Here is a 20,847-nt window from a genome sequence, read left to right as displayed (position 1 = left end):
AGCTATTTGGTGGTAACAGAAGCAGAAAAGACAACAATATTGGTTTTGTCAATCCTAAAGCCTGTAAGACGTCAAACTTCAGAAAATTTATTCTTTCTTAATTACTTGTAGTTTTATTTTTTATCTCCATATTCTATCCATAAAGTAGATATTTGATAGTGAAACATTAAAATATTACTTTATTATGTTTTAGCTGAGAATTGAATGATGTAATTGCAGAATAAACAATCAATTCTACTTATATTCTTGGGTTAGAACATATGCTACAACATATAGCTAACCTAAAACTTTTTACACTATTAATAACAGTAAATTAAAACATCTGGGATCGTTCAAAATATGTAATATTTTAGTAAAAGAACCTGACTTTTTTTTTATTATTGCAATAATGTAAAAATCTAAATTAATTAACAATGGCGATTGCGATTATGATAAATATTTTATTAATTGATGATGATATTGAACTATCACAAATGCTTAGCGAATATTTGACTAATGAAGGTTTTAATATCAAAAGTGTTTATTTAGGTAAAGATGGTATTGATGAAGCATTATCAGGAAAATATCGTGCCGCAATTTTAGATGTCATGTTACCCGATATTAATGGCATTGATGTTCTTAAAAGCATACGACAACAATGTAATATGCCAGTTATTATGTTAACAGCCAAAGGCGACAATATTGATCGTGTATTGGGGTTAGAATTGGGGGCGGATGATTATATCCCTAAACCATGTTATCCTCGAGAATTATTAGCCAGATTACGTGCTGTTTTACGTCGTTTTGATGAACGTTCAGTTGAAATGGTTGATGATAAAAAATATCATTTTAATGGTTTAACTTTAGATCTACCACAACGATTATGTACTTGGAATGGACAAGTCATTGATTTGACATCAACCGAGTTTAATTTATTAGTCTTATTGGTAAAACATAGTGAGCGAGTGGTGACTAAAGAAGAGTTATCGGAAATCGGGCTTGGTCGAGCACGAGAACTTTACGACCGCAGTGTCGATGTTCATATTAGTAATATTCGTCAAAAATTACATCAAATAGCACAAAATGATGTAACGATTGAAACAATTAGAGCGGTCGGTTACCGTATCCGTTAACGACCAATAGGCTTTTAGTATGAATCGTCGATTATTTTGGAAAATACTCATTATATTTTGGGTTATTTTTTATCTCACCTTCCAATTAACTTGGATTGCATTTTCGATTTATGTAGAAAATAAAAATCAAAGATTCCTCAATCATATGCCGACAAAAGTCGATATGATTGCTCAGTTATTACATGTGGCAGGTGAAGATGAAACACTTAATTTTATAGCACATTTGCCCGAACAAGAAAGGGCTTTATTATCAATAAAATTGGTTTCTCCAATAAATGAGCAAGTCAATATACTGACAGATGAATTAGAAACGCCAACATATGTTTATCAACGTATGGCAGCAGCGCCTGACGGAACGCTTTATTCTGTTTCATTTAAAGAAGATAAGGACGATCATACTAAAAAAACATTGTTCAATATGCCAATGCCAATAGTGTTAATGGGAATATGCGTTGGACTTGTCTTTAGTCTTTTTTTAGCATGGAATTTAACTAGGCCGATGAGACTATTAAGACAAGGTTTTTTCAGGGTCTCTCAAGGCGATCTTTCTGTCCGATTATTCAATAAATTAAAACCTCGCCGCGATGAGTTGAGTGAACTCGGTAAAGATTTTGATATGATGGTTGAACAACTTAATATCTTGATATCTGATCGTCAATCTCTCCTTCATGACGTCTCACATGAGCTCAGAACGCCACTTGCTCGTTTACAGCTAGCAATTGGGCTTGCTCAACAAAATAAACAAAACATTGATACGGCTTTGGCTAGGATAGAGTTAGAATCACAACGATTAGATCAGCTAATTGGTGAGATTCTAAATTATTCTCGAGCCGAAATGAATAACCGCACCGATGAATATTTTGACTTAAAAGATTTAATAAGTGTAGTTATCAATGATGCTAACTATGAGGCGAATCACCAGTTAATTGATGTACATTTTATTTCATCACCAATTACTCATTCAATTGTTAAAGGCAATTCAGAACAAATACGCCGTGCTATTGAAAATATTATCCGTAATGCTATTCGCTTTTCACAGGCAGGACAAGCAGTAGAAGTTTCATTAAAAGAAACAGGCAAGTATTTGCAAATTGAAGTAAAAGATCGTGGACCTGGTGTTGAAGCTAATAAACTATCCAGTATTTTTGAACCGTTTGTTCGTATTCAGTCTCCGCAATTAGGCAAAGGTTATGGGTTAGGGTTAGCAATAGCCAGAAAGACGGTCATTATGCATAACGGTACTATCCAAGCAACTAATCGCGATGGTGGTGGTCTTATTGTAACAATAAGTTTGCCATATTGGAGAAAACTTCAATAATAAAAACATGTTAATAACAATCAGTATTAACAGTTAACACATACTCTTTAACTAGGTTTTCTAACTTGATTTTATCGTGACCTGTAAAAGTTAAGGCTTTCATGATAGCATTTGGATCGCTTTCTAATATAGCTTTATATTGTGCGATATATTGGCTAGCGATCGGTTTGTATGACCAATGCCATTCTTCAGGTTGATATCCTCCTTTTCTTCCATCATTAAATGCTTGGCAAAATCCATATTTGGGAAGATTTTCTTGAAGCCACTTATAAAGAATTACGCCTTTTTTATCATTTCTAAAATATTCAGAAGAAACACTCGTAATATCGATATCAGTACCCCAATGATGGCGAGAAGTACCTGGCATGGATGAGTATTTTAAAATCTGTTTCGCAATTTTTTGCGGATCATTGAGCTTAGCAAACAATGCATCCCATTTCCGTTGCCAAATTCCATTTTGGTAAGTGTAATTTCGCGTTGCACTTACTACAACAAAAGGAATATCTGGGTGAACTTTTTTAAAGTCATTATAAGCCTTTATAAGTTGTCTAGTTGGCTCTTTCTGCAGGTACATTCCTTTTTTATTAACAGGCAGTATGGTTGAGTCCAAGGCGATAAAGTTATCGTCTTTTTTTTCATCAAACTGTCCAATCAGTTTATTTAATGGGATTTGTTTTGCCATAGTAAAAGTAGAAAATAGAAGTAACGCTAAGTTTAAAGCCAACCTACCAGTTTTTTTAAATATTATGGATTTTATCATCTTTTAGCATTACCAATATTCTATTAGCCAGATTAAGTTAAAAACAGTATAATCTTTTTCCTAAAAATTGAAATAGCCATAATGTGTAAAAACGAGGCCTTATGTTAACACCATCTACATCCAACACGTCTATTAATTGTTCAGGCGTTACAAATACAATGAATCTTAATACAACTAATCACACAAACGAAAAAATAAATTTACTCAATTTTACACGCCAACAATTAAGAGAGTTTTTTATATCACTTGGCGAAAAGCCATTTCGAGCCGATCAAGTGATGAAATGGATCTATCATTTTGGGATAGATGATTTCGATAAAATGACCGATATCAATAAAAAGTTACGTGAGCAACTAAAAACTTTAGCTGAAATTAAAGCACCGATGATTGCAATGGAGCAACGCTCATCAGACGGCACAATTAAATGGGCGCTTGATGTTGGAAACAATCAAATGATTGAGTCTGTTTATATTCCTGAGCGTGATCGTGCAACATTATGTGTTTCATCACAAGTTGGCTGTGCATTAGCGTGTAAATTTTGTTCCACAGCACAACAAGGATTTAATCGAAATTTAACCGTTTCTGAAATTATTGGTCAAGTATGGCGGGCATCAAATGCTATTGGTGTAACCGGTAAACTGGCTGATAGACCTATCACCAATGTCGTTATGATGGGGATGGGAGAGCCACTACTTAATTTATCTAATGTGGCACCAGCTATGGAAATCATGTTAGATGATTTTGGTTATGGTTTATCAAAAAGACGTGTCACACTATCAACGTCAGGAGTTGTTCCCGCTTTAGATAAACTAGCTGGTATGATTGATGTAGCATTAGCGATCTCACTCCATGCGCCAAATGATACTATTCGCAGTGAAATTATGCCAATAAATGAAAAGTATAACATGGCAATGCTACGAGATTCTATTTTACGCTATCTTTCTACTTCAAATGCCAATCATGGTAAAGTAACAATTGAATATGTATTACTTAATCAAATTAACGATGGCGTTGAGCATGCGCACGAGCTGGCAAAATTTCTTAAAGATGTACCTAGTAAAATTAATTTAATTCCTTGGAATCCATTCCCTGGAGCACCGTATGCTCGCTGCTCTAATACACGCATTGACCGTTTTATGAAAACACTGATGGCATACGGTTTTACAGTAATTGTTCGTAAGACACGTGGTGATGATATTGATGCAGCATGTGGACAATTGGCTGGCGAGGTTGTTGACCGTACCAAAAGGACACTTTATAAAAAACAAAATCTAGTTCAGCAAACAATATAAAGATAACTCTTTATAAAGGAAGAATAGATGCAAAAATCGTTAATTATATCTAGCTGTTTTTTGATGGTGATACTATCAGGCTGTCAAATGAAAAACAGCAATGAGTTTGATCCAGAAAAGGCGGCTTTAGCTAGAATGCGACTTGGATTAGGTTATCTTGCTAAAGCAAATGAATCAGCAGAAAATATCAAAGCAGCACATTATAATCTAAAATTAGCGGCACAATATTCCCCAAATAATCCTAAAGTTATGTTAGCTATGGCAATGTTTGATCAGCATGTGGGTGAATACAAAGAAGCCGAAATAATTTACAAACGTATTACGCAAATGCAACCAGGTAATGGATTATATCATGTGCATTATGGTTCTTTTTTATGTGGTCGGGATCGTTATCAAGAAGCACAGCAGCAATTTCAGCAAAGCCTTGATTTAGATCGCCACCGTTGGAAAGCCGATGCTTATGAGCAATATGGCTATTGCGCTATCCAAAATAAAGATAAAAAAACAGCTGACTTAATGTTTAACCTACTTTTTCAATATGATGCAAACCGTCGAGATAGCGTCAAACAAACAGCTGAACTATATCAAAGTAAAGGCGATATTAAAGTCGCAAATTATTTATTTTCAGTAACAAAAAAATAAATCATAACAAATTATTATTTAATAATAATTAAATTAATATAATGTAAAGCAAGAGTATATGTCATGAGTTTTTGGGCTATTTTGTTGTTAGCACTGGCTATGTCAACCGATGCCTTTGCTGTCGCTGTATGTCGTGGAGTTACGCTTAAATCAACCCGATTTTTAGGGGCACTCAAAGTCGGTATTTTATTTGGTTTTGTCGAAGCTATTACGCCATTACTGGGTTGGTTAATTGGTTATATTGCACTGCAATATATCGAACAATGGGACCATTGGGTTGTTTTTGCTGTCATGTTATTTTTGGGTATTAACATGATTTACAGTAGTTTTAAAAATTCTGATGAAGATTGCCAAGATGATAATGGAGACTCATCAAAAAAATCTTCTTTAATATTAATTTTTACAGCAATATCAACCAGTATTGATGCATTTGCTGTTGGGATTGGACTGGCATTAGCAAGCGTCAATATCTTTTTTGCTGCAACAATGATTGGGATAGCAACCTGTTTAATGGTTACCATTGGGCTATTGGTAGGCAATAAATTAGGATGTTTAATTGGAAAGCGAGCAGAATTTTTAGGTGGCTTGGTACTTATTCTGATTGGTATAATTACACTTTATCAACACCTATCCAATTAACCTTTTCTGACTTTCATCTAGCATAATACCCCTTGATTTTTTAAAGGGGGAATTATCATAACAATATACTCTAACATTGAGATACGCAACGGGTAACATTGGAACCAATTTTGGTAATTTTCCATAAACCGTTACCACCTAAAGGTAACAGTTTATGAAAAGCACTTCTATTTGTCCTTTTTAAATTTTACAAAATGTCATATCAAAACTATGTGTATCTTGATTATAAACTGCTTTGAATGTGCCTTTATCATGATGGTTTTATAAATTGAGTAATCATTTGTTAACGATTAAGTTGCAAATCTTTACTGGCTAACATGACCATTTTTTTATTTTGTAGAATTTCTATATCAATTTATATTTTATATCTATCAATTAAATTTTATATTTTTATTTAGCTTTAACTAATAGTTCTCGGAAGGGGGAAATTATGAAAAAGCCATCTGCATCAGCGGATGGCTTAAGTTGATTTGTATCGGTTGGATTATCGCCGAAAATTACATCATTCCGCCCATACCACCCATGCCGCCCATACCACCAGCAGCACCTAAATCAGCTTTATCATCTTTAGGTAAATCTGTCACCATACATTCAGTAGTAATCATAAGACCAGCAACAGATGCAGCATATTGTAATGCACTACGAGTTACTTTAGTTGGATCTAAAATACCCATTGCAATCATGTCACCATATTCTTCAGTCGCAGCATTATAACCGTAGTTACCTTGACCACCTTTAACTGCATTGATAACAACAGATGCTTCTTCACCACAGTTAGTCACGATTTGGCGTAATGGTGCTTCCATTGCACGAAGTGCAACTTTGATACCGACGTTTTGATCTTCATTCGCACCTTTAAGTTCTACAATTGCCGACGCAGCACGAACAAGAGCAACACCACCACCAGCAACAACACCTTCTTCAACAGCTGCACGAGTTGCATGTAAAGCATCTTCTACGCGAGCTTTCTTCTCTTTCATTTCAACTTCAGTTGCAGCACCCACTTTAATGACAGCAACACCACCAGCAAGTTTGGCAACGCGTTCTTGAAGTTTTTCTTTATCATAATCAGAAGTTGATTCTTCGATTTGTTTACGGATTTGCTCAACACGAGCAGAGATTAAAGACTCTTCACCAACGCCATCAATAATTGTAGTATTGTCTTTATTGATAACAACACGTTTGGCTTGACCTAAATCTTCAAGTGTTGCTTTTTCAAGTTCTAAACCGATTTCTTCTGAAATAACAGTACCAGCAGTTAAGATAGCAATATCTTGTAACATTGCTTTACGACGATCACCAAAACCAGGTGCTTTTACCGCAGCAACTTTAACAATACCACGCATAGTATTAACAACTAATGTTGCTAATGCTTCACCTTCAACATCCTCTGCGATAATTAATAAAGATTTACCTGCTTTAGCTACAGCCTCTAAAACAGGTAATAATTCACGAATGTTAGAGATTTTTTTGTCTACTAATAAGATATAAGGGCTTTCTAATTCAACAGTTGCCGTTTCTGGTTTGTTGATAAAGTATGGAGATAAATAACCACGATCAAATTGCATACCTTCAACAACATCAAGCTCATCTTGTAAGCCTGTACCATCTTCAACGGTGATGACACCTTCTTTACCTACTTTTTCCATTGCTTGCGCAATTAAAGTACCAACAGTTTCATCCGAGTTTGCAGAAATTGTACCAACTTGTGCAATAGCTCTAGAATCGGCACATGGCGCAGATAATTTTTTAAGTTCTTCAACCGCAGCAACAACCGCTTTATCAATACCACGTTTTAAATCCATTGGATTCATACCCGCAGCAACAGCTTTTAAACCTTCATTAACAATTGCTTGAGCAAGCACGGTTGCAGTAGTTGTACCATCACCCGCTGCATCATTCGCTTTAGAAGCGACTTCTTTCACCATTTGTGCGCCCATGTTTTCGAATTTATCTTCTAATTCGATTTCGCGAGCAACAGAAACACCGTCTTTAGTAATTGTTGGTGCACCAAATGATTTATCTAATACTACATTACGTCCTTTTGGACCTAAAGTCACTTTAACTGCATCAGCTAATACATTAACGCCTTGAAGCATTTTGATGCGAGCATCATTACCAAATTTTACATCTTTAGCTGCCATCTTCGTATTTCTCCTAAATTCTGTCTATAAGTTTAATTATTTGCTGGTTATGCTTGAACAATAGCTAGAATATCGCTTTCTGATAAGATAAGCACTTCTTCATTATCGATTTTTTCTGTTTTAACGCCATATCCTTCATTAAAAATTACGATATCACCAACTTTAACATCTAACGGCTGAACTTGGCCATTTTCTAAAATGCGACCATTACCAACAGCTAAAACTTCACCACGTGTTGATTTACCAGCTGCTGAACCAGTTAAAACAATACCACCAGCTGATTTTGATTCTACTTCTTTGCGTTTAATGATCACACGATCATGCAATGGACGAATTTTCATTAGTTATCTCCTAGCACTAATTTTTAAATAGACAATTATTAAAAATAAATCATAAAATTACGATTTTATAATATAGTCCACTTTACATGGGGACTATTTTAAAATCTTCAAGAGGAAAAAATTAAAAAAAATTCCAGTTGATTATTTATTCATCATCCTTACGTTTAAACTCTCCCTCAATAATATCCTCATTTTGGTAACGTGTTTGTGATGATGCAAATGTTGATTTAATCGGCATTTTTTTAACAATAAATTTAACAATATGTTCTTGAACATTGGGTATTAATAAAATTGCACCTAAGATATCCGTCAAAAAACCCGGGATAAGCAATAAAAAACCAGCAAAAAGCAAGGCTACACTTTTAATGATTTCATTTTTAGGACTTTGGTTATTTGCTATCTTTTGTTGCATAATACTAAGATTCTTTAAGCCTTGAGATTTAACTAATGAAAAACCAAGAATAGACGTTGCAATAATACAAATTAAAGCAAGGAAAACCCCCATTGTATTTGCAACTGTTATGAAAAAGCTAACCTCAAAATAAACATAAATAAAAAAAATAATAAAACCAATAAATCGCATATAACAATTCCTATAAGCATAGAGACATATTATTAGACACTAGCTATTAATATGAAGATGATTAGCTATTTTTCAACCAAACGATATATTTTTTTCAAAAAATCTTACAAAAGGGATTGACTGATAATCACGAATCGTGTTTAATGTGCATCCATTGTTGCCCGGATAGCTCAGTCGGTAGAGCAGGGGATTGAAAATCCCCGTGTCCGTGGTTCGATTCCGCGTCCGGGCACCAATCACCAAATTCTAAGACCTGCTTCTAGCAGGTTTTTTTATGTCTGAAGCCTTTTCAGATAAGCCTTTCACCTTGTTTCACTACTCAACTGAATTCAACTGGAATTACCCCAAATCAAGTGGAAAATCGGATACAAACCCGGATACATTTGGTTCGATAATGGCATGTATCCATAAAATGGCTTTAAAGATTGTTTATAAAAGTAATTATAGGAAGCAGATCCTCGCAAAAAAAAGTGAACAAAAGTCGCCTCTATGATATAAACAAAAATCATAGGAGACAAATATCATGGTCAAAAAATTTAGTATCGAATTCAAAAAACAAGCTGTCGATTATGCGTTATCTCATACACACCTTTCTATAAGCGAATTTACCCAGAATAAAACTAGTCATCGAGAGTTAACGACTGAGTAACAGCAAATTATGGTGCTAGGGGGTAAGATATCGAGTTTCAGAAAGGACAATTAGCCGTGTTTTACAACAATTGGAATTGCGGAGTAAAGCAGCACGTAAATTCAAGTATAAAACAGACACGGCTCATCGCAATATTGCGCTCAACACGTTAGATAGGCAATTTAACCCTGATAAGCCGAATACGACATGGGTAATCGATATTACCTATATTAAAACAGGTGAAGGTTAGTTCGATTTATATGGACAAAAAGTGATTGCTAGGTAAACCAGTCGCTCATAGACCATCATTTAGTGTGTAATACATTAAAGAAGCTTTGTTTCGTCGTCACTTTTCTAAAAATGAACTCATTCACATTGACCAATGTAAACCAATATTGCAGTGCTGATTTCAAGCAGTTATTGTTACAATATGGACTAAGGCAAAGCATGAGTCGAAGAGGAACTGCTTTGATAATGCGGTTGTTGAGAGTTTTTCCCATACACTCAAAACACATATTATTCATGACTTTTACTACAAAACGAGGAAACTGGCTAATAAAGCACTATTTGAATATATTGAAATCTATTATAATCGGATACCCGTCATTCAGCCAATGGCTGGGTATCACCTGAACAATATGAACAACAATATTACCAAAACGAAAAAGTGATAGAGGTGGGCACTGTCTAATATTTTGGCGAGGATCACTTCTGGGGTGCAGTTCACCGAAGGTTAGTATCACCCAATGAAACAAAATCCGCTGGTTTATATGTTAATGGTATTATTGATATAATCATTCTTAATTCAACTTGTTTCTAATATATGTTATATTTTGTCTACTTTTAGCGATGATCTATAATACATGAAATTTTTATGAAAAAAGAAGTTCAAACAGATTTGTGGGTTTATGATTTATTAAAAGAGGCTAACATTAAATTAGATCCTCAAGGAAGCCAAATTAAAGAGATTAATAAAGCATTGAAAACGGCTTCAAAATCAAAAACAGGAAATGTTGGATTTCCTGAATTTTGTGGTGTTGTTAAAGATTTTTTAATTGTCATTGAGGATAAAGCTGATTTATCGAAACATATTAATAGGACAGATACAGATTTAATTGCTCAAGATGTTAAAAGTATAAAAGATTATGCTGTGAACGGGGCATATTTTTATGGTATGCATTTAATAGAACAGACTAATTACACAAAAGTAATTGCAATTGGTGTTTCAGGAAATGAAAAGCGCCATAAAATTACTCCCATTTTTATTAATGAAAGAAAAGATTATATAGAGTTACCCGATATAGAGACATTTATCTCCTTTAGTGAAGAAAATATTGATGAATATTATACTAAAGAAATTTTGAATGAAATAACTGACGTTGAAAAAGAAACATCTGAAATATTAAAAGATGCGGCAGAACTTCATGAAGACTTAAGAAATTATGGCAGTATTCAAGATAAAGATAAACCATTAATTGTTTCTGGAATTTTATTAGCATTAAGAGAAATTGAACATAAAACCTTTTCAATCGATTCTTTAAATGGCGATAGAATTAAAACAGATGGTCAAAAAATTTATGATGCGATTAAAAATAATCTTGATAGGGCAAATGTTACACCTGAAACAAAAAAAGATAAACTACTCAGTCAGTTCTCAGTAATAAAAGATACGACAAAAATTAATTATATCAATAAGACACTAAAGAAAACACCATTAAAGCACTATACCGAATTTCTCTATAAAAGCATTTATCAAAGCTTAAAATATACAAGTTCGGCAGAAGATTACTTGGGGCGTTTTTATGGTGAATTTATGTCTTATTCGGGTGGTGATGGTCAAACATTGGGGATTGTATTAACGCCGAAACATATTACAGAGCTTTTTTGTGAGTTAATTGATATTAAACCTGATGATAAAGTCCTCGACCCGTGCTGTGGTACAGCTGGTTTTTTAATTGCAGCCATGCATCATATGTTAGCGCAAACAGAAGATGAAGAACAAAAAAGGAAAATTAGACAAAATCAGCTTTTTGGCATAGAAGATCAATCTTATATGTTTACCATTGCAACAACGAATATGATTCTACGTGGTGATGGAAAAAGTAATTTACAAAATTTAGATTTTTTGACTGAAAATCCATCTAAGCTTCAGTTAAAAGGTTGCACTGTTGGCATGATGAATCCACCTTATTCTCAGGGTTCTAAAACTAATCCTGATTTATATGAAATTAATTTCACCGAACATCTATTGAATTCAGTTGTAGAAGGTGCTCGGGTACTAGTGATTATTCCCCAATCTTCTGTCACTGGTAAAACGAAAGAAGAGCAAAGTATTAAGGCTAATATTCTCAAAAAACATACACTAGAAGGTGTTATAACTTTAAATAGAAATACTTTCTATGGTGTTGGTACAAATCCGTGTATTGCTATTTTTACTGCAGGTATCCCTCATGATACCAAGAATAAAAAATGTAAATTTATTAACTTTGAGGATGATGGCTTCGTCGTTGCTAAGCATATCGGTTTAGAAGAAACTATCAGAGCAAAAGATCGTAAACAGCATCTTTTAGATGTATGGTTTAATCGAATTGAAACTGAAACTAAATTTTGTGTTGAAACGACAATAGAAGCCAATGATGAGTGGTTACACTCATTTTATTATTTCAATGACGAAATTCCAACAGATGCGGATTTTGAAAAAACAATGGCTGATTATCTCACCTTTGAATTTAATATGATATCTTCTGGGAGAGGTTATTTATTTGAAGAAGGGAATGATAATGATGAATAAATTATCTCTTGGACAAGTAGAGTGGAAAGAATTTTTAATTGGTGGCAAGGATGGTATTTTTTCCATCTCATCATCTAATAGTGGTATTGATAAAAGTAAACTGATAGAAGTTATTGGCAAAATTCCCTATATTACTCGTTCAGAGGTTAATAATGGCGTAAATTTATTTGTAGGAAAAGAGCAAAGTAAAAAATACTCTTTAAATAAAGGTAATGTCATTACTATAGGGCTAGATACTCAAACTGTATTTTATCAGTCACACTTTTTTTATACTGGTCAAAATATACAAATATTAGAACATAAAAATATAACAAAATATATTGCCTTATTTATTATTCCACTATTAAAAATTCAGATGAGAAAGTTCAATTGGGGGGGAAATGGCGCAACTCTTACGAGATTGAAACGAACTAAAATTCTTCTTCCAATTGATTCTTTAGGTAACCCTAATTGGAAATTTATGGAAGATTATATGAAAAGAATAGAATCAGAAAAAATAAAAACCTATTTTCAGAAAAAGAAATTAACTTATTAAATCTAAACAGGTTTTATACTATAAAACCTGTTTCACCAAATTTTGAATATATTTATTTTTCCAAAATTTTCTCAACTTTTTTAGTGTAATTATTTCCTAAAATACGAGTAGATAATGGACCCGTATTTTTAATGGATACCCATGATATTCGGCCAGTTTATCTAAGTAACGGGTAATTCTTCCTGTTGGTAAGCTTACTGCAATATCAATGCCTAGCGCCTCACGATTAAAGTCATCAATGACATTGAATGTCCTAAAGCGACGTTGATTACGACTACAGTCACTCATAAAATCCATTGACAGCATTCACCTTGCTTCTTGGGTAAGTTATAACTGTTTTGGCGCTCGTAGTGGAATACGCTTTTTACGCTTTATTCTAATATTAAGTTTTAACTTACAATATACCCGATAAACACGTTGTAAATACCCCAAACTCAGTACACAACTAACGTAGAAGGTTCCCCATCCTATTTTAATAATTTATATTCAATAACGTTTATGCTATTTATTTCTTCGATATTTAAACACCACTTCACCTGTATATCAATTTGCTATACAATGCATATTCATACTAAATTAAAAAACGGCAATTAAAATGAGAACTGAAACCAAAGAATCGCCTATTAATATTAGAGCTAAGGCATCCCAAAAAGAATTGATTGATATTGCGGCTCATTTACTATCTAAATCACGCACTGATTTTATTTTAGAAGCGGCCTGCTCAAAGGCTGAAGATGTTTTGCTTGATCAGCGTCTTTTTTTAATCGACGATGAACAGATAAATGCTTTCAATCATGCAATCGAAGCCTCTTTTGATAGTAATGAAAAAATTCAAGCTTTGTTGTCACGGAAGTCACCATGGGAAAAATAGAAGCGCCACATTTATTGAATGAACATCATGATTTTACGTCATTTGACTGTGAAGAGTTGTCTTTGAATGAATGGTTGAAGAAAAAATCCTTAAAAAATCAAAAAAGTGGTGCTTCTCGTACATTTGTCATTTGTGACAATAACAAAGTAATCGGTTTTTATTGTTTATCAACTGGCAGTATCCAACATCGACAACTAACATTGAGTAGATTTAAGCGCAATATGCCCGATCCTATTCCGGTTATTATCTTAGGCCGTTTAGCTATTGATAAAAATTACAAAGCAAAAGGATTAGGTGCAGCATTATTAAAAGATGCTATATTACGCTCGAAAGAAGTCTCTAAACAAGTTGGTTCTAGAGCACTATTGGTACATAGCTTAACAGATGAAGCCAATGCGTTTTATATTAAATTTGGATTTGTTGATTCTGGGATTCAGGAAAGAACAATGCTAATCTCTTTATGGTAATAAAATTGAGCTTAATTGTACATTTTTAAAGCCGCTTAATTTAGGGATACAAATACGGGTACATTTTTCATCTAAATTTTTCAAATCCAGTAACCACAAGAATTCAACCCACATCTTCGATTCCGCGTCCGGGCACCAATCACCAAATTCTAAGACCTGCTTCTAGCAGTTTTTTTTATGCCTAAAGCCTTTTCAAATAAGCCTTTCACCTTGTTTTACTCCTCAACTGTGTTCAACTGAAATTAAGCTAAATCCAGTAATAAGTTAATTTTACATCATTAATTTAATGATTATTTTATTTACAATAATTATAATAGATTCTATAAAAATCAATTATTAAGTAACAAACTCTATAATAAATTTAGAACTATATAAATTAAACAAAATTCAAAGAACATATTTATATGCTCTTTTTTAGTATTACCTTTAATATGAATTTGTGAATTAAAAATGGCACTATTTTTGCATGTTATATCTGTTACACAGTACTTAACTGCCGTTATGCTCGTGTTAGAAATTATTTTAATCAAAAATAGAATGTTATTGTAAATTGCTAGGCAATATCGTAATTTTAATTATGGTGCATTTTTGCACCATAATGGTGCGATAGATAGCGAAAATATGAATTTAAACAAAGTAAAAATTAATTGATGTAACAATCAAAATTAGAGTGTTTTACTAAATCTGTATTAAAAAAATATTAGAAATACGAAGATTTTAACTTTGTATAAGTATTACAAAATCGGTTTACAGTTAAATAATTGGGGTGATTTTATGAGGAATCTAAGGAAATATAAACGTAAATTTTTGTTGGGCGCAGGGCTAATAACAATGCTTGCTAGTGCACAACTTCATGCTGCGGGGACGTTAGTCTATTGTGCAGAGGCTTCACCTGAAACATTTAGTCCACAGTTAGTGACAAGTGGTATTTCAATGGATGCGAGTGCAGTTCCTGTTTTTAACCGTTTGGTGGAATTTAAATTAGGTACTACCGAAATTGAACCTGCTTTAGCGAAATCTTGGGATATCAGCCAAGATGGTTTAACTTATACTTTCCATTTACGCGATGACGTTAAATGGCATAGCAATAAAGAATTCAAACCAACCCGAAACTTAAATGCTGATGATGTTATTTTTACATTTATGCGACAAAAAGATAAAAATCATCCTTATCACAAAGTTTCTGGTGGACAATATGAATACTTTGAAAGCATGGGATTCCCAGATTTAATCAAAGAAATTAAAAAGATTGATGACCATACTGTCGTATTTGAATTAAACCATCCAGAAGCTCCTTTCTTAGCAGATTTAGCAATGTCATTTGCTTCCATTTTATCAGCCGAATATGCCGATGCTATGCTTAAAAATGGCACACCCGAAAAAGTTGATTTAGTCCCCGTTGGTACTGGTCCGTTTACCTTTGTTCAATACCAAAAAGATTCAAGAATTCTTTATAAAGCAAATCCCGATTATTTTGGCCCTAAAGCCCAGCTTGATCGTTTAGTGTTTTCAATCACCCCAGATCCTGCAATTCGTTATGCCAAGTTACAAAAAGGAGAATGTCATGCTATGCCATATCCAAATATAGCAGATATTGAACGAATGAAGTCAGACAATAATATTGTTGTTAAAGAAATGGCAGGGGTTAATATTGGTTATTTAGCCTACAATATGGATAAGCCACCACTTGATAACTTGCAAGTTCGTCAAGCATTAAATATGGCCGTGAACAAAGATGCGATTATAAAAGCTGTTTTTCAAGGTGCGGCAGAACCAGCTAAAAACTTTATTCCACCATCAATGTGGGGTTATAACGATGAAGTAAAAGATTATCCTTATGATCCAGAACAAGCAAAAGAGTTATTAAAATCAGCGGGATTAGAGAAAGGGTTTACTATCAATTTATGGGCAATGCCAGTACAACGCCCATATAACCCAAATGCACGCCGTATGGCTGAAATGATTCAAGCTGATTGGGCTAAAATTGGTGTAACAGCTAAAATTGTGAGTTATGAATGGGGAGAATATCTATCTCGTATTCGTGATGGTGAACATGATGCAGTGCTAATGGGATGGTCGGGAGATAATGGCGATCCTGATAACTTTTATTCTGTTTTAATGAGTTGTGATGCGGTTAAAGCAGGTTCAAACTATTCACACTGGTGTTATAAACCATTTGATGATTTATTACAGCAAGCTCGCATTGAGCCTGATCATGAAAAAAGGGTTAAGCTTTACAAACAAGCGCAAGTTGAGATGCATAACCAAGCGCCTGCATTAATGATTGCTCATTCAATGATTTATCTGCCATTACGTAAAGAGGTTAAAGGCTATATTATGGCTCCTTTAGCATTACATAATTTTAACCAAGTTACGCTTGAAAAATAGTATTCCTAACGATTAACCACCAATGTGTGGTTAATTACTACGTTGGGTTTTGCTAAATTTAGAGCTATAAATCTATTTTTTAATAACAATAAAAATTTTATCTATTTTATAAACGATAGTTTAAAAGAGCTACTACATGTTTCAATTTATTCTAAAGCGGTTAGGTGTACTTATTCCGACTTTTATCAGCATAACACTGCTGACTTTTATTTTCGTTCATCTCATTCCTGGTGATCCCATTATGGTGCTTGCAGGAGAGCGAGGTTTAACCCCAGAACGCCATGCTGAATTAATGACTCAACTGGGTTTAGATAAACCACTGTATCAACAATATTTTCAATATATTATAAACATGCTTCATGGCGATTTAGGCATCTCTTTTAAAAGCCAAATTCCAGTATGGGATGAATTTGTACCCCGATTTAAAGCAACTTTTGAGCTTGGATTTTGCGCGATGTTGTTTGCAGTTAGTTTTGGGATTCCAATTGGCGTGCTTGCAGCAGTAAAACGCGGTTCAATATTTGATCATACAGCAATAGGTTTGTCTTTAACGGGTTATTCCATGCCAATTTTTTGGTGGGGAATGATGCTCATTACGTTAGTTTCTGTGCATTTAAATTTAACTCCAGTATCAGGTCGTGTTAGCGATATGCTTTTCTTAGATGAAAGTAAACCTTTAACCGGATTTATGTTAGTTGATACTTTATTATGGGGTGAAACAGAAGATTTTATCGATGCAGTTACTCACTTAATTTTACCTGCCATTGTATTAGGAACCATTCCATTAGCGGTCATTGTCCGCATGACTCGTTCTTCTATGTTAGAAGTATTAAGTGAAGATTATATTCGAACTGCACGAGCTAAAGGCGTTAGTCGAATGCGAATCATCCTTATTCATGCATTACGCAATGCGATGATCCCAGTGATGACAGTCATCGGCTTACAAGTTGGTACAATGCTTGCTGGTGCAATATTGACCGAAACCGTCTTTTCATGGCCGGGAATTGGTCGTTGGTTAATTGAAGCGCTACAACGTCGAGATTATCCCGTAGTGCAAAGTGGCGTTTTAATTGTTGCGGTCATGATTATTTTGGTAAATTTATTAGTTGATATGTTATACAGCGTTATCAATCCGCGTATTAGACATAAATAAGAGTGTGTTTACAGATGAATAAACAGGTTATTACTGAATCGACCAATACGAGAGACACCAGTTTGGTTGAACCTAAACCATTAACACCTATGCGTGAGTTCTGGTTTTATTTTTCAAAAAATAAAGGTGCTGTCGTTGGATTAGTTTTTATTATTATTATTGTTTTACTCGCTATTTTTGCTAATTTTGTTGCACCACATTCTCCTTCTGAACAATTTAGAGACGCCTTATTAGCACCACCTGTTTGGATGAAAGATGGCAGTTGGCAATTTATTTTAGGCACAGATGATGTGGGGCGAGATATCTTATCGAGGCTCATTTATGGTGCGCGTTTATCTTTATTAGTTGGTTGCTTAGTCGTCATCATCTCATTGATTTTAGGGATTACAGTAGGATTGATTGCCGGTTATGTAGGCGGTTTTTTAGACAACATCATTATGCGTGCTGTCGATATCATGCTTGCTTTACCCAGTTTATTACTTGCACTTGTTTTAGTTGCGATATTTGGCCCATCGATTGTTAATGCCTCAATTGCATTAGCTTTTGTTGCGTTACCTCATTATATCCGTTTAACCCGCGGAGCAGCGCTTGCTGAAATTAATAAAGATTATGTGATTGCTTCCCGAGTTGCTGGGGCAGGTGCTTTACGGCAGATGTTTATAAATATTCTGCCAAACTGTTTAGCGCCATTAATTGTGCAAGCTTCATTAGGATTTTCAAATGCGATTTTAGACATGGCCGCATTAGGTTTTTTAGGTATGGGTGCACAGCCACCGACCCCTGAATGGGGAACAATGCTTGCTGACGTATTGCAATTTGCACAATCTGCATGGTGGGTAGTCACCTTTCCGGGCTTAGTAATTTTAATGACAGTGTTAGCTTTCAACTTAATGGGAGATGGTTTGCGAGACGCGCTTGATCCTAAATTGAAGCAGTAATGGAGATACAGTCATGGCACTATTAGAAGTAAAAGAATTATCTGTTCAATTTGGTGGATTTAAAGCGGTAGACCACATTAGTTATGACGTTGAACAAGGGCAAGTTGTTGGCATTGTGGGTGAATCAGGCTCAGGAAAGTCAGTGAGCTCACTCGCCATAATGGGGTTAATTGATTTTCCAGGTAAAGTCAATGCCAATGCATTACATTTTGATGGCAAAGACCTGCAACAGATCTCAACCAAAATGCGCCGTAAAATTGTGGGTGCAGATGTTGCAATGATCTTTCAAGATCCGATGACGAGCTTAAACCCATGTTTTACCATAGGTTACCAAATCATTGAAACCTTGAAAATTCACCAAGTTGGCAGTAAAAAAGCACTCAAAGCAAGAGCGATTGAATTGCTTAAATTAGTGGGTATTGCTGATGCAGAAAATCGATTAAATGTTTATCCGCATCAGTTATCTGGTGGCATGAGCCAACGCGTCATGATCGCAATAGCAATTGCATGTAACCCAAAGCTCTTAATTGCTGATGAACCAACAACCGCGCTTGATGTTACAATTCAAGGGCAAATTATCGAGTTATTGCTTGAGTTGCAACGCAAAAATAACATGGCATTAGTTCTTATTACGCATGACTTAGCGTTAGTTTCTGAGGCGGCACAAAAAATTATTGTGATGTATGCTGGACAAGTCGTTGAAATAGGTGATACTGAAATTATCTTTAAAAAGCCATTACACCCTTACACACAAGCATTATTACGCTCGCTGCCTGAATTTACGCAAGACAAAGAGCGATTAGCATCATTAGCGGGTGTCGTTCCAGGAAAATATGACCGGCCAACAGGCTGTTTACTCAATCCGCGTTGTCCTTATGCTACTGAACGCTGTTATACTGAAGAACCTGCATTAATGAGTTATTCTGCAACTAGAAAAGTAAAATGCCATTATCCATTATCAAGCGAAGGGATACCACAATATGAACAATAATATGGAAAATAAAGAATTACTGCTTGATGCCCGAAACCTGACAAAATATTATCATGTCAAAACGGGGTTCTTTTCTGAAGCTAAACAAGTTAAAGCTGTTGACGGTGTATCTTTTACATTAGGTAAAGCCAAAACACTTGCGATTGTTGGTGAATCGGGTTGTGGTAAATCCTCATTAGCAAGATTATTGACCATGATCGAAAAACCCACATCAGGAGAACTCTATTTTAAAGATCAGAATCTGTTGGATGATGACCTGCAAGCTCAAAAATTGCGTCGCCAAAAGATCCAAATTGTTTTCCAAAATCCATACTCATCACTCAATCCACGCAAAAAAATCGGTTCCATATTAGAAGAACCGCTAATTATCAATACCGATTTAACAGCCAATGATCGTAAAGCAAAAGTGCTATCAATGATGAAAAAAGTTGGATTAAAAGAAGAGTTTTATAATCGTTATCCGCATATGTTTTCAGGAGGACAACGCCAACGCATTGCTATCGCAAGAGGTTTAATGCTTGATCCCGAAATAGTGGTTGCTGATGAACCCGTTTCAGCACTAGATGTTTCTGTGCGTGCACAAGTACTAAATTTGATGATGGATCTACAGCAAGATCTAGGTTTATCTTATGTTTTTATTTCTCATGACCTTTCTGTCGTTGAGCATATTGCTGATGACGTAATGGTGATGTATTTAGGGCGTTGTGTTGAACAAGGACGGAAAGATGAAATATATCGCAATCCAAAGCATCCATACACTCAGGCGCTATTATCAGCAACACCAAGATTAAATCCAGATCTTAGACGGGATAGAATCAAATTAGAAGGGGAATTACCAAGCCCTCTTAATCCTCCTTTGGGTTGTGCTTTTAATGCCCGGTGCCGTTTAGCATTTCCACGTTGCACAATTGAACAACCGCAACTTATTAACTATAACGAACATAAAATTGCCTGTTTCTGTATAGAGGAAAAAGTTCATAATGAATAATAAAGGTGACAGTTAATTCTGTCACTAAATTCTATAATAAACCTACTTATTGTATTTCTCTTGTTTACAATAGGAATTGTTGATTGTTATATGTGAATACTAAATCGGTTAAAAGGAAAAAATATTGTCTAAAACTCATTGGGTTAATAACGCTGAGATCTGGATGAGTAAAACAAACTCAATACCTAGTGATATTGCAACATAAACAAAATACAATGCTAAAAATTTAGAATAGCAATTGATTATAAAAACAGCCCAAACTAACA

The 20,847-nt window shown here is 34.6% G+C and carries 21 protein-coding genes and 1 tRNA gene; 17 read left to right on the top strand and 5 right to left on the bottom strand.

What is annotated here, in order from left to right; all coding sequences use genetic code 11:
* The first annotated feature begins 431 nt into the window (after window positions 1–431).
* A complete protein-coding gene (locus GYY69_RS03665; RefSeq protein ID WP_065638031.1) occupies window positions 432–1,112 on the top strand; it encodes a response regulator transcription factor in 681 nt (226 codons plus the stop codon).
* 19 nt (window positions 1,113–1,131) lie between these two features.
* Window positions 1,132–2,430 carry an ATP-binding protein gene (locus GYY69_RS03660; RefSeq protein WP_174796473.1) on the top strand — a complete coding sequence of 433 codons (1,299 nt, stop codon included), beginning with the start codon at window positions 1,132–1,134 and terminating at the stop codon, window positions 2,428–2,430.
* Between the two features lie 10 nt (window positions 2,431–2,440).
* Here GYY69_RS03660 and GYY69_RS03655 read toward each other — a convergent pair whose 3' ends face one another.
* Window positions 2,441–3,190: a M15 family metallopeptidase gene (locus GYY69_RS03655; protein ID WP_174796472.1), complete on the bottom strand. Its 750-nt coding sequence runs from the start codon at window positions 3,188–3,190 to the stop codon at window positions 2,441–2,443.
* Between the two features lie 158 nt (window positions 3,191–3,348).
* Between GYY69_RS03655 and GYY69_RS03650 the strand changes: the two genes are divergently transcribed.
* The 3 genes from GYY69_RS03650 (at window position 3,349) to GYY69_RS03640 (ending at window position 5,763) form a co-directional block, all read left to right on the top strand.
* Window positions 3,349–4,482 (top strand): bifunctional tRNA (adenosine(37)-C2)-methyltransferase TrmG/ribosomal RNA large subunit methyltransferase RlmN, encoded by a 1,134-nt coding sequence (locus GYY69_RS03650; RefSeq protein WP_342354061.1) that lies wholly within the window; start codon window positions 3,349–3,351, stop codon window positions 4,480–4,482.
* A gap of 27 nt (window positions 4,483–4,509) precedes the next feature.
* Window positions 4,510–5,124, top strand: a complete 615-nt coding sequence (locus GYY69_RS03645) for a tetratricopeptide repeat protein (RefSeq protein ID WP_174796470.1) — start codon at window positions 4,510–4,512, stop codon at window positions 5,122–5,124.
* Window positions 5,125–5,187: 63 nt separating this feature from the next.
* On the top strand, window positions 5,188–5,763 hold the full coding sequence (locus GYY69_RS03640) for a manganese efflux pump MntP (protein WP_174796469.1): 576 nt from the start codon (window positions 5,188–5,190) through the stop codon (window positions 5,761–5,763).
* Window positions 5,764–6,260: 497 nt separating this feature from the next.
* Here the strand turns inward: GYY69_RS03640 and groL are convergent, their stop codons facing one another.
* From groL to GYY69_RS03625, 3 genes are all read right to left on the bottom strand, one after another.
* A complete protein-coding gene (gene groL / locus GYY69_RS03635; protein ID WP_174796468.1) occupies window positions 6,261–7,907 on the bottom strand; it encodes a chaperonin GroEL in 1,647 nt (548 codons plus the stop codon).
* Between the two features lie 47 nt (window positions 7,908–7,954).
* The gene (locus tag GYY69_RS03630; RefSeq protein WP_034915350.1) at window positions 7,955–8,248 is read right to left on the bottom strand and encodes a co-chaperone GroES; all 294 of its coding nucleotides are present in this window, start codon (window positions 8,246–8,248) and stop codon (window positions 7,955–7,957) included.
* A gap of 145 nt (window positions 8,249–8,393) precedes the next feature.
* Window positions 8,394–8,831, bottom strand: coding sequence for an FxsA family protein (locus tag GYY69_RS03625; RefSeq protein WP_174796467.1), 438 nt, complete (start codon window positions 8,829–8,831; stop codon window positions 8,394–8,396).
* A gap of 159 nt (window positions 8,832–8,990) precedes the next feature.
* Between GYY69_RS03625 and GYY69_RS03620 the strand changes: the two genes are divergently transcribed.
* The 5 genes from GYY69_RS03620 to GYY69_RS03600 all read left to right on the top strand — a co-directional run bounded on the left by GYY69_RS03620 (window position 8,991) and on the right by GYY69_RS03600 (window position 12,785).
* Window positions 8,991–9,066, top strand: a tRNA-Phe gene (locus GYY69_RS03620).
* 484 nt (window positions 9,067–9,550) lie between these two features.
* Entirely contained in the window at window positions 9,551–9,709 is a 159-nt protein-coding gene (locus GYY69_RS03615; RefSeq protein ID WP_174796466.1) for a hypothetical protein, read from the top strand.
* Window positions 9,710–9,878: 169 nt separating this feature from the next.
* Window positions 9,879–10,130: an IS3 family transposase gene (locus tag GYY69_RS13030; RefSeq protein ID WP_174796588.1), complete on the top strand. Its 252-nt coding sequence runs from the start codon at window positions 9,879–9,881 to the stop codon at window positions 10,128–10,130.
* A gap of 203 nt (window positions 10,131–10,333) precedes the next feature.
* Entirely contained in the window at window positions 10,334–12,250 is a 1,917-nt protein-coding gene (locus GYY69_RS03605) for an HsdM family class I SAM-dependent methyltransferase (RefSeq protein WP_174796465.1), read from the top strand.
* Window positions 12,240–12,785 (top strand): restriction endonuclease subunit S, encoded by a 546-nt coding sequence (locus GYY69_RS03600; protein ID WP_202984941.1) that lies wholly within the window; start codon window positions 12,240–12,242, stop codon window positions 12,783–12,785. Before GYY69_RS03605 ends, GYY69_RS03600 begins: the two co-directional genes overlap by 11 nt.
* Before the next feature lie 96 nt (window positions 12,786–12,881).
* Here the strand turns inward: GYY69_RS03600 and GYY69_RS03595 are convergent, their stop codons facing one another.
* Window positions 12,882–13,082, bottom strand: coding sequence for a hypothetical protein (locus tag GYY69_RS03595; RefSeq protein WP_174796464.1), 201 nt, complete (start codon window positions 13,080–13,082; stop codon window positions 12,882–12,884).
* Window positions 13,083–13,380: 298 nt separating this feature from the next.
* Between GYY69_RS03595 and GYY69_RS03590 the strand changes: the two genes are divergently transcribed.
* From GYY69_RS03590 to GYY69_RS03560, 7 genes are all read left to right on the top strand, one after another.
* Window positions 13,381–13,656, top strand: coding sequence for a type II toxin-antitoxin system TacA family antitoxin (locus GYY69_RS03590; RefSeq protein WP_065561594.1), 276 nt, complete (start codon window positions 13,381–13,383; stop codon window positions 13,654–13,656).
* Entirely contained in the window at window positions 13,653–14,123 is a 471-nt protein-coding gene (locus GYY69_RS03585) for a GNAT family N-acetyltransferase (RefSeq protein ID WP_373408125.1), read from the top strand. Before GYY69_RS03590 ends, GYY69_RS03585 begins: the two co-directional genes overlap by 4 nt.
* Before the next feature lie 774 nt (window positions 14,124–14,897).
* On the top strand, window positions 14,898–16,511 hold the full coding sequence (locus tag GYY69_RS03580) for an ABC transporter substrate-binding protein (protein WP_174796463.1): 1,614 nt from the start codon (window positions 14,898–14,900) through the stop codon (window positions 16,509–16,511).
* Between the two features lie 136 nt (window positions 16,512–16,647).
* Complete coding sequence (gene dppB / locus GYY69_RS03575) at window positions 16,648–17,664, top strand: dipeptide ABC transporter permease DppB (RefSeq protein ID WP_174796462.1); 1,017 nt, start codon at window positions 16,648–16,650, stop codon at window positions 17,662–17,664.
* A 14-nt stretch (window positions 17,665–17,678) separates the two neighbouring features.
* A complete protein-coding gene (dppC, locus tag GYY69_RS03570) occupies window positions 17,679–18,602 on the top strand; it encodes a dipeptide ABC transporter permease DppC (RefSeq protein ID WP_174796461.1) in 924 nt (307 codons plus the stop codon).
* A 13-nt stretch (window positions 18,603–18,615) separates the two neighbouring features.
* A complete protein-coding gene (dppD, locus tag GYY69_RS03565) occupies window positions 18,616–19,593 on the top strand; it encodes a dipeptide ABC transporter ATP-binding protein (protein WP_174796460.1) in 978 nt (325 codons plus the stop codon).
* A complete protein-coding gene (locus GYY69_RS03560; protein WP_174796459.1) occupies window positions 19,583–20,581 on the top strand; it encodes a peptide ABC transporter ATP-binding protein in 999 nt (332 codons plus the stop codon). Before dppD ends, GYY69_RS03560 begins: the two co-directional genes overlap by 11 nt.
* The last annotated feature ends 266 nt before the right edge of the window (window positions 20,582–20,847 follow it).

Origin of the sequence: Gilliamella sp. ESL0250, from assembly GCF_013345045.1 — a bacterium.
Lineage (GTDB): Bacteria > Pseudomonadota > Gammaproteobacteria > Enterobacterales > Orbaceae > Gilliamella > Gilliamella apicola_H.
Note: the sequence above shows the minus strand (reverse complement) of the source record. Positions and strands in the feature narration are given on the sequence as shown.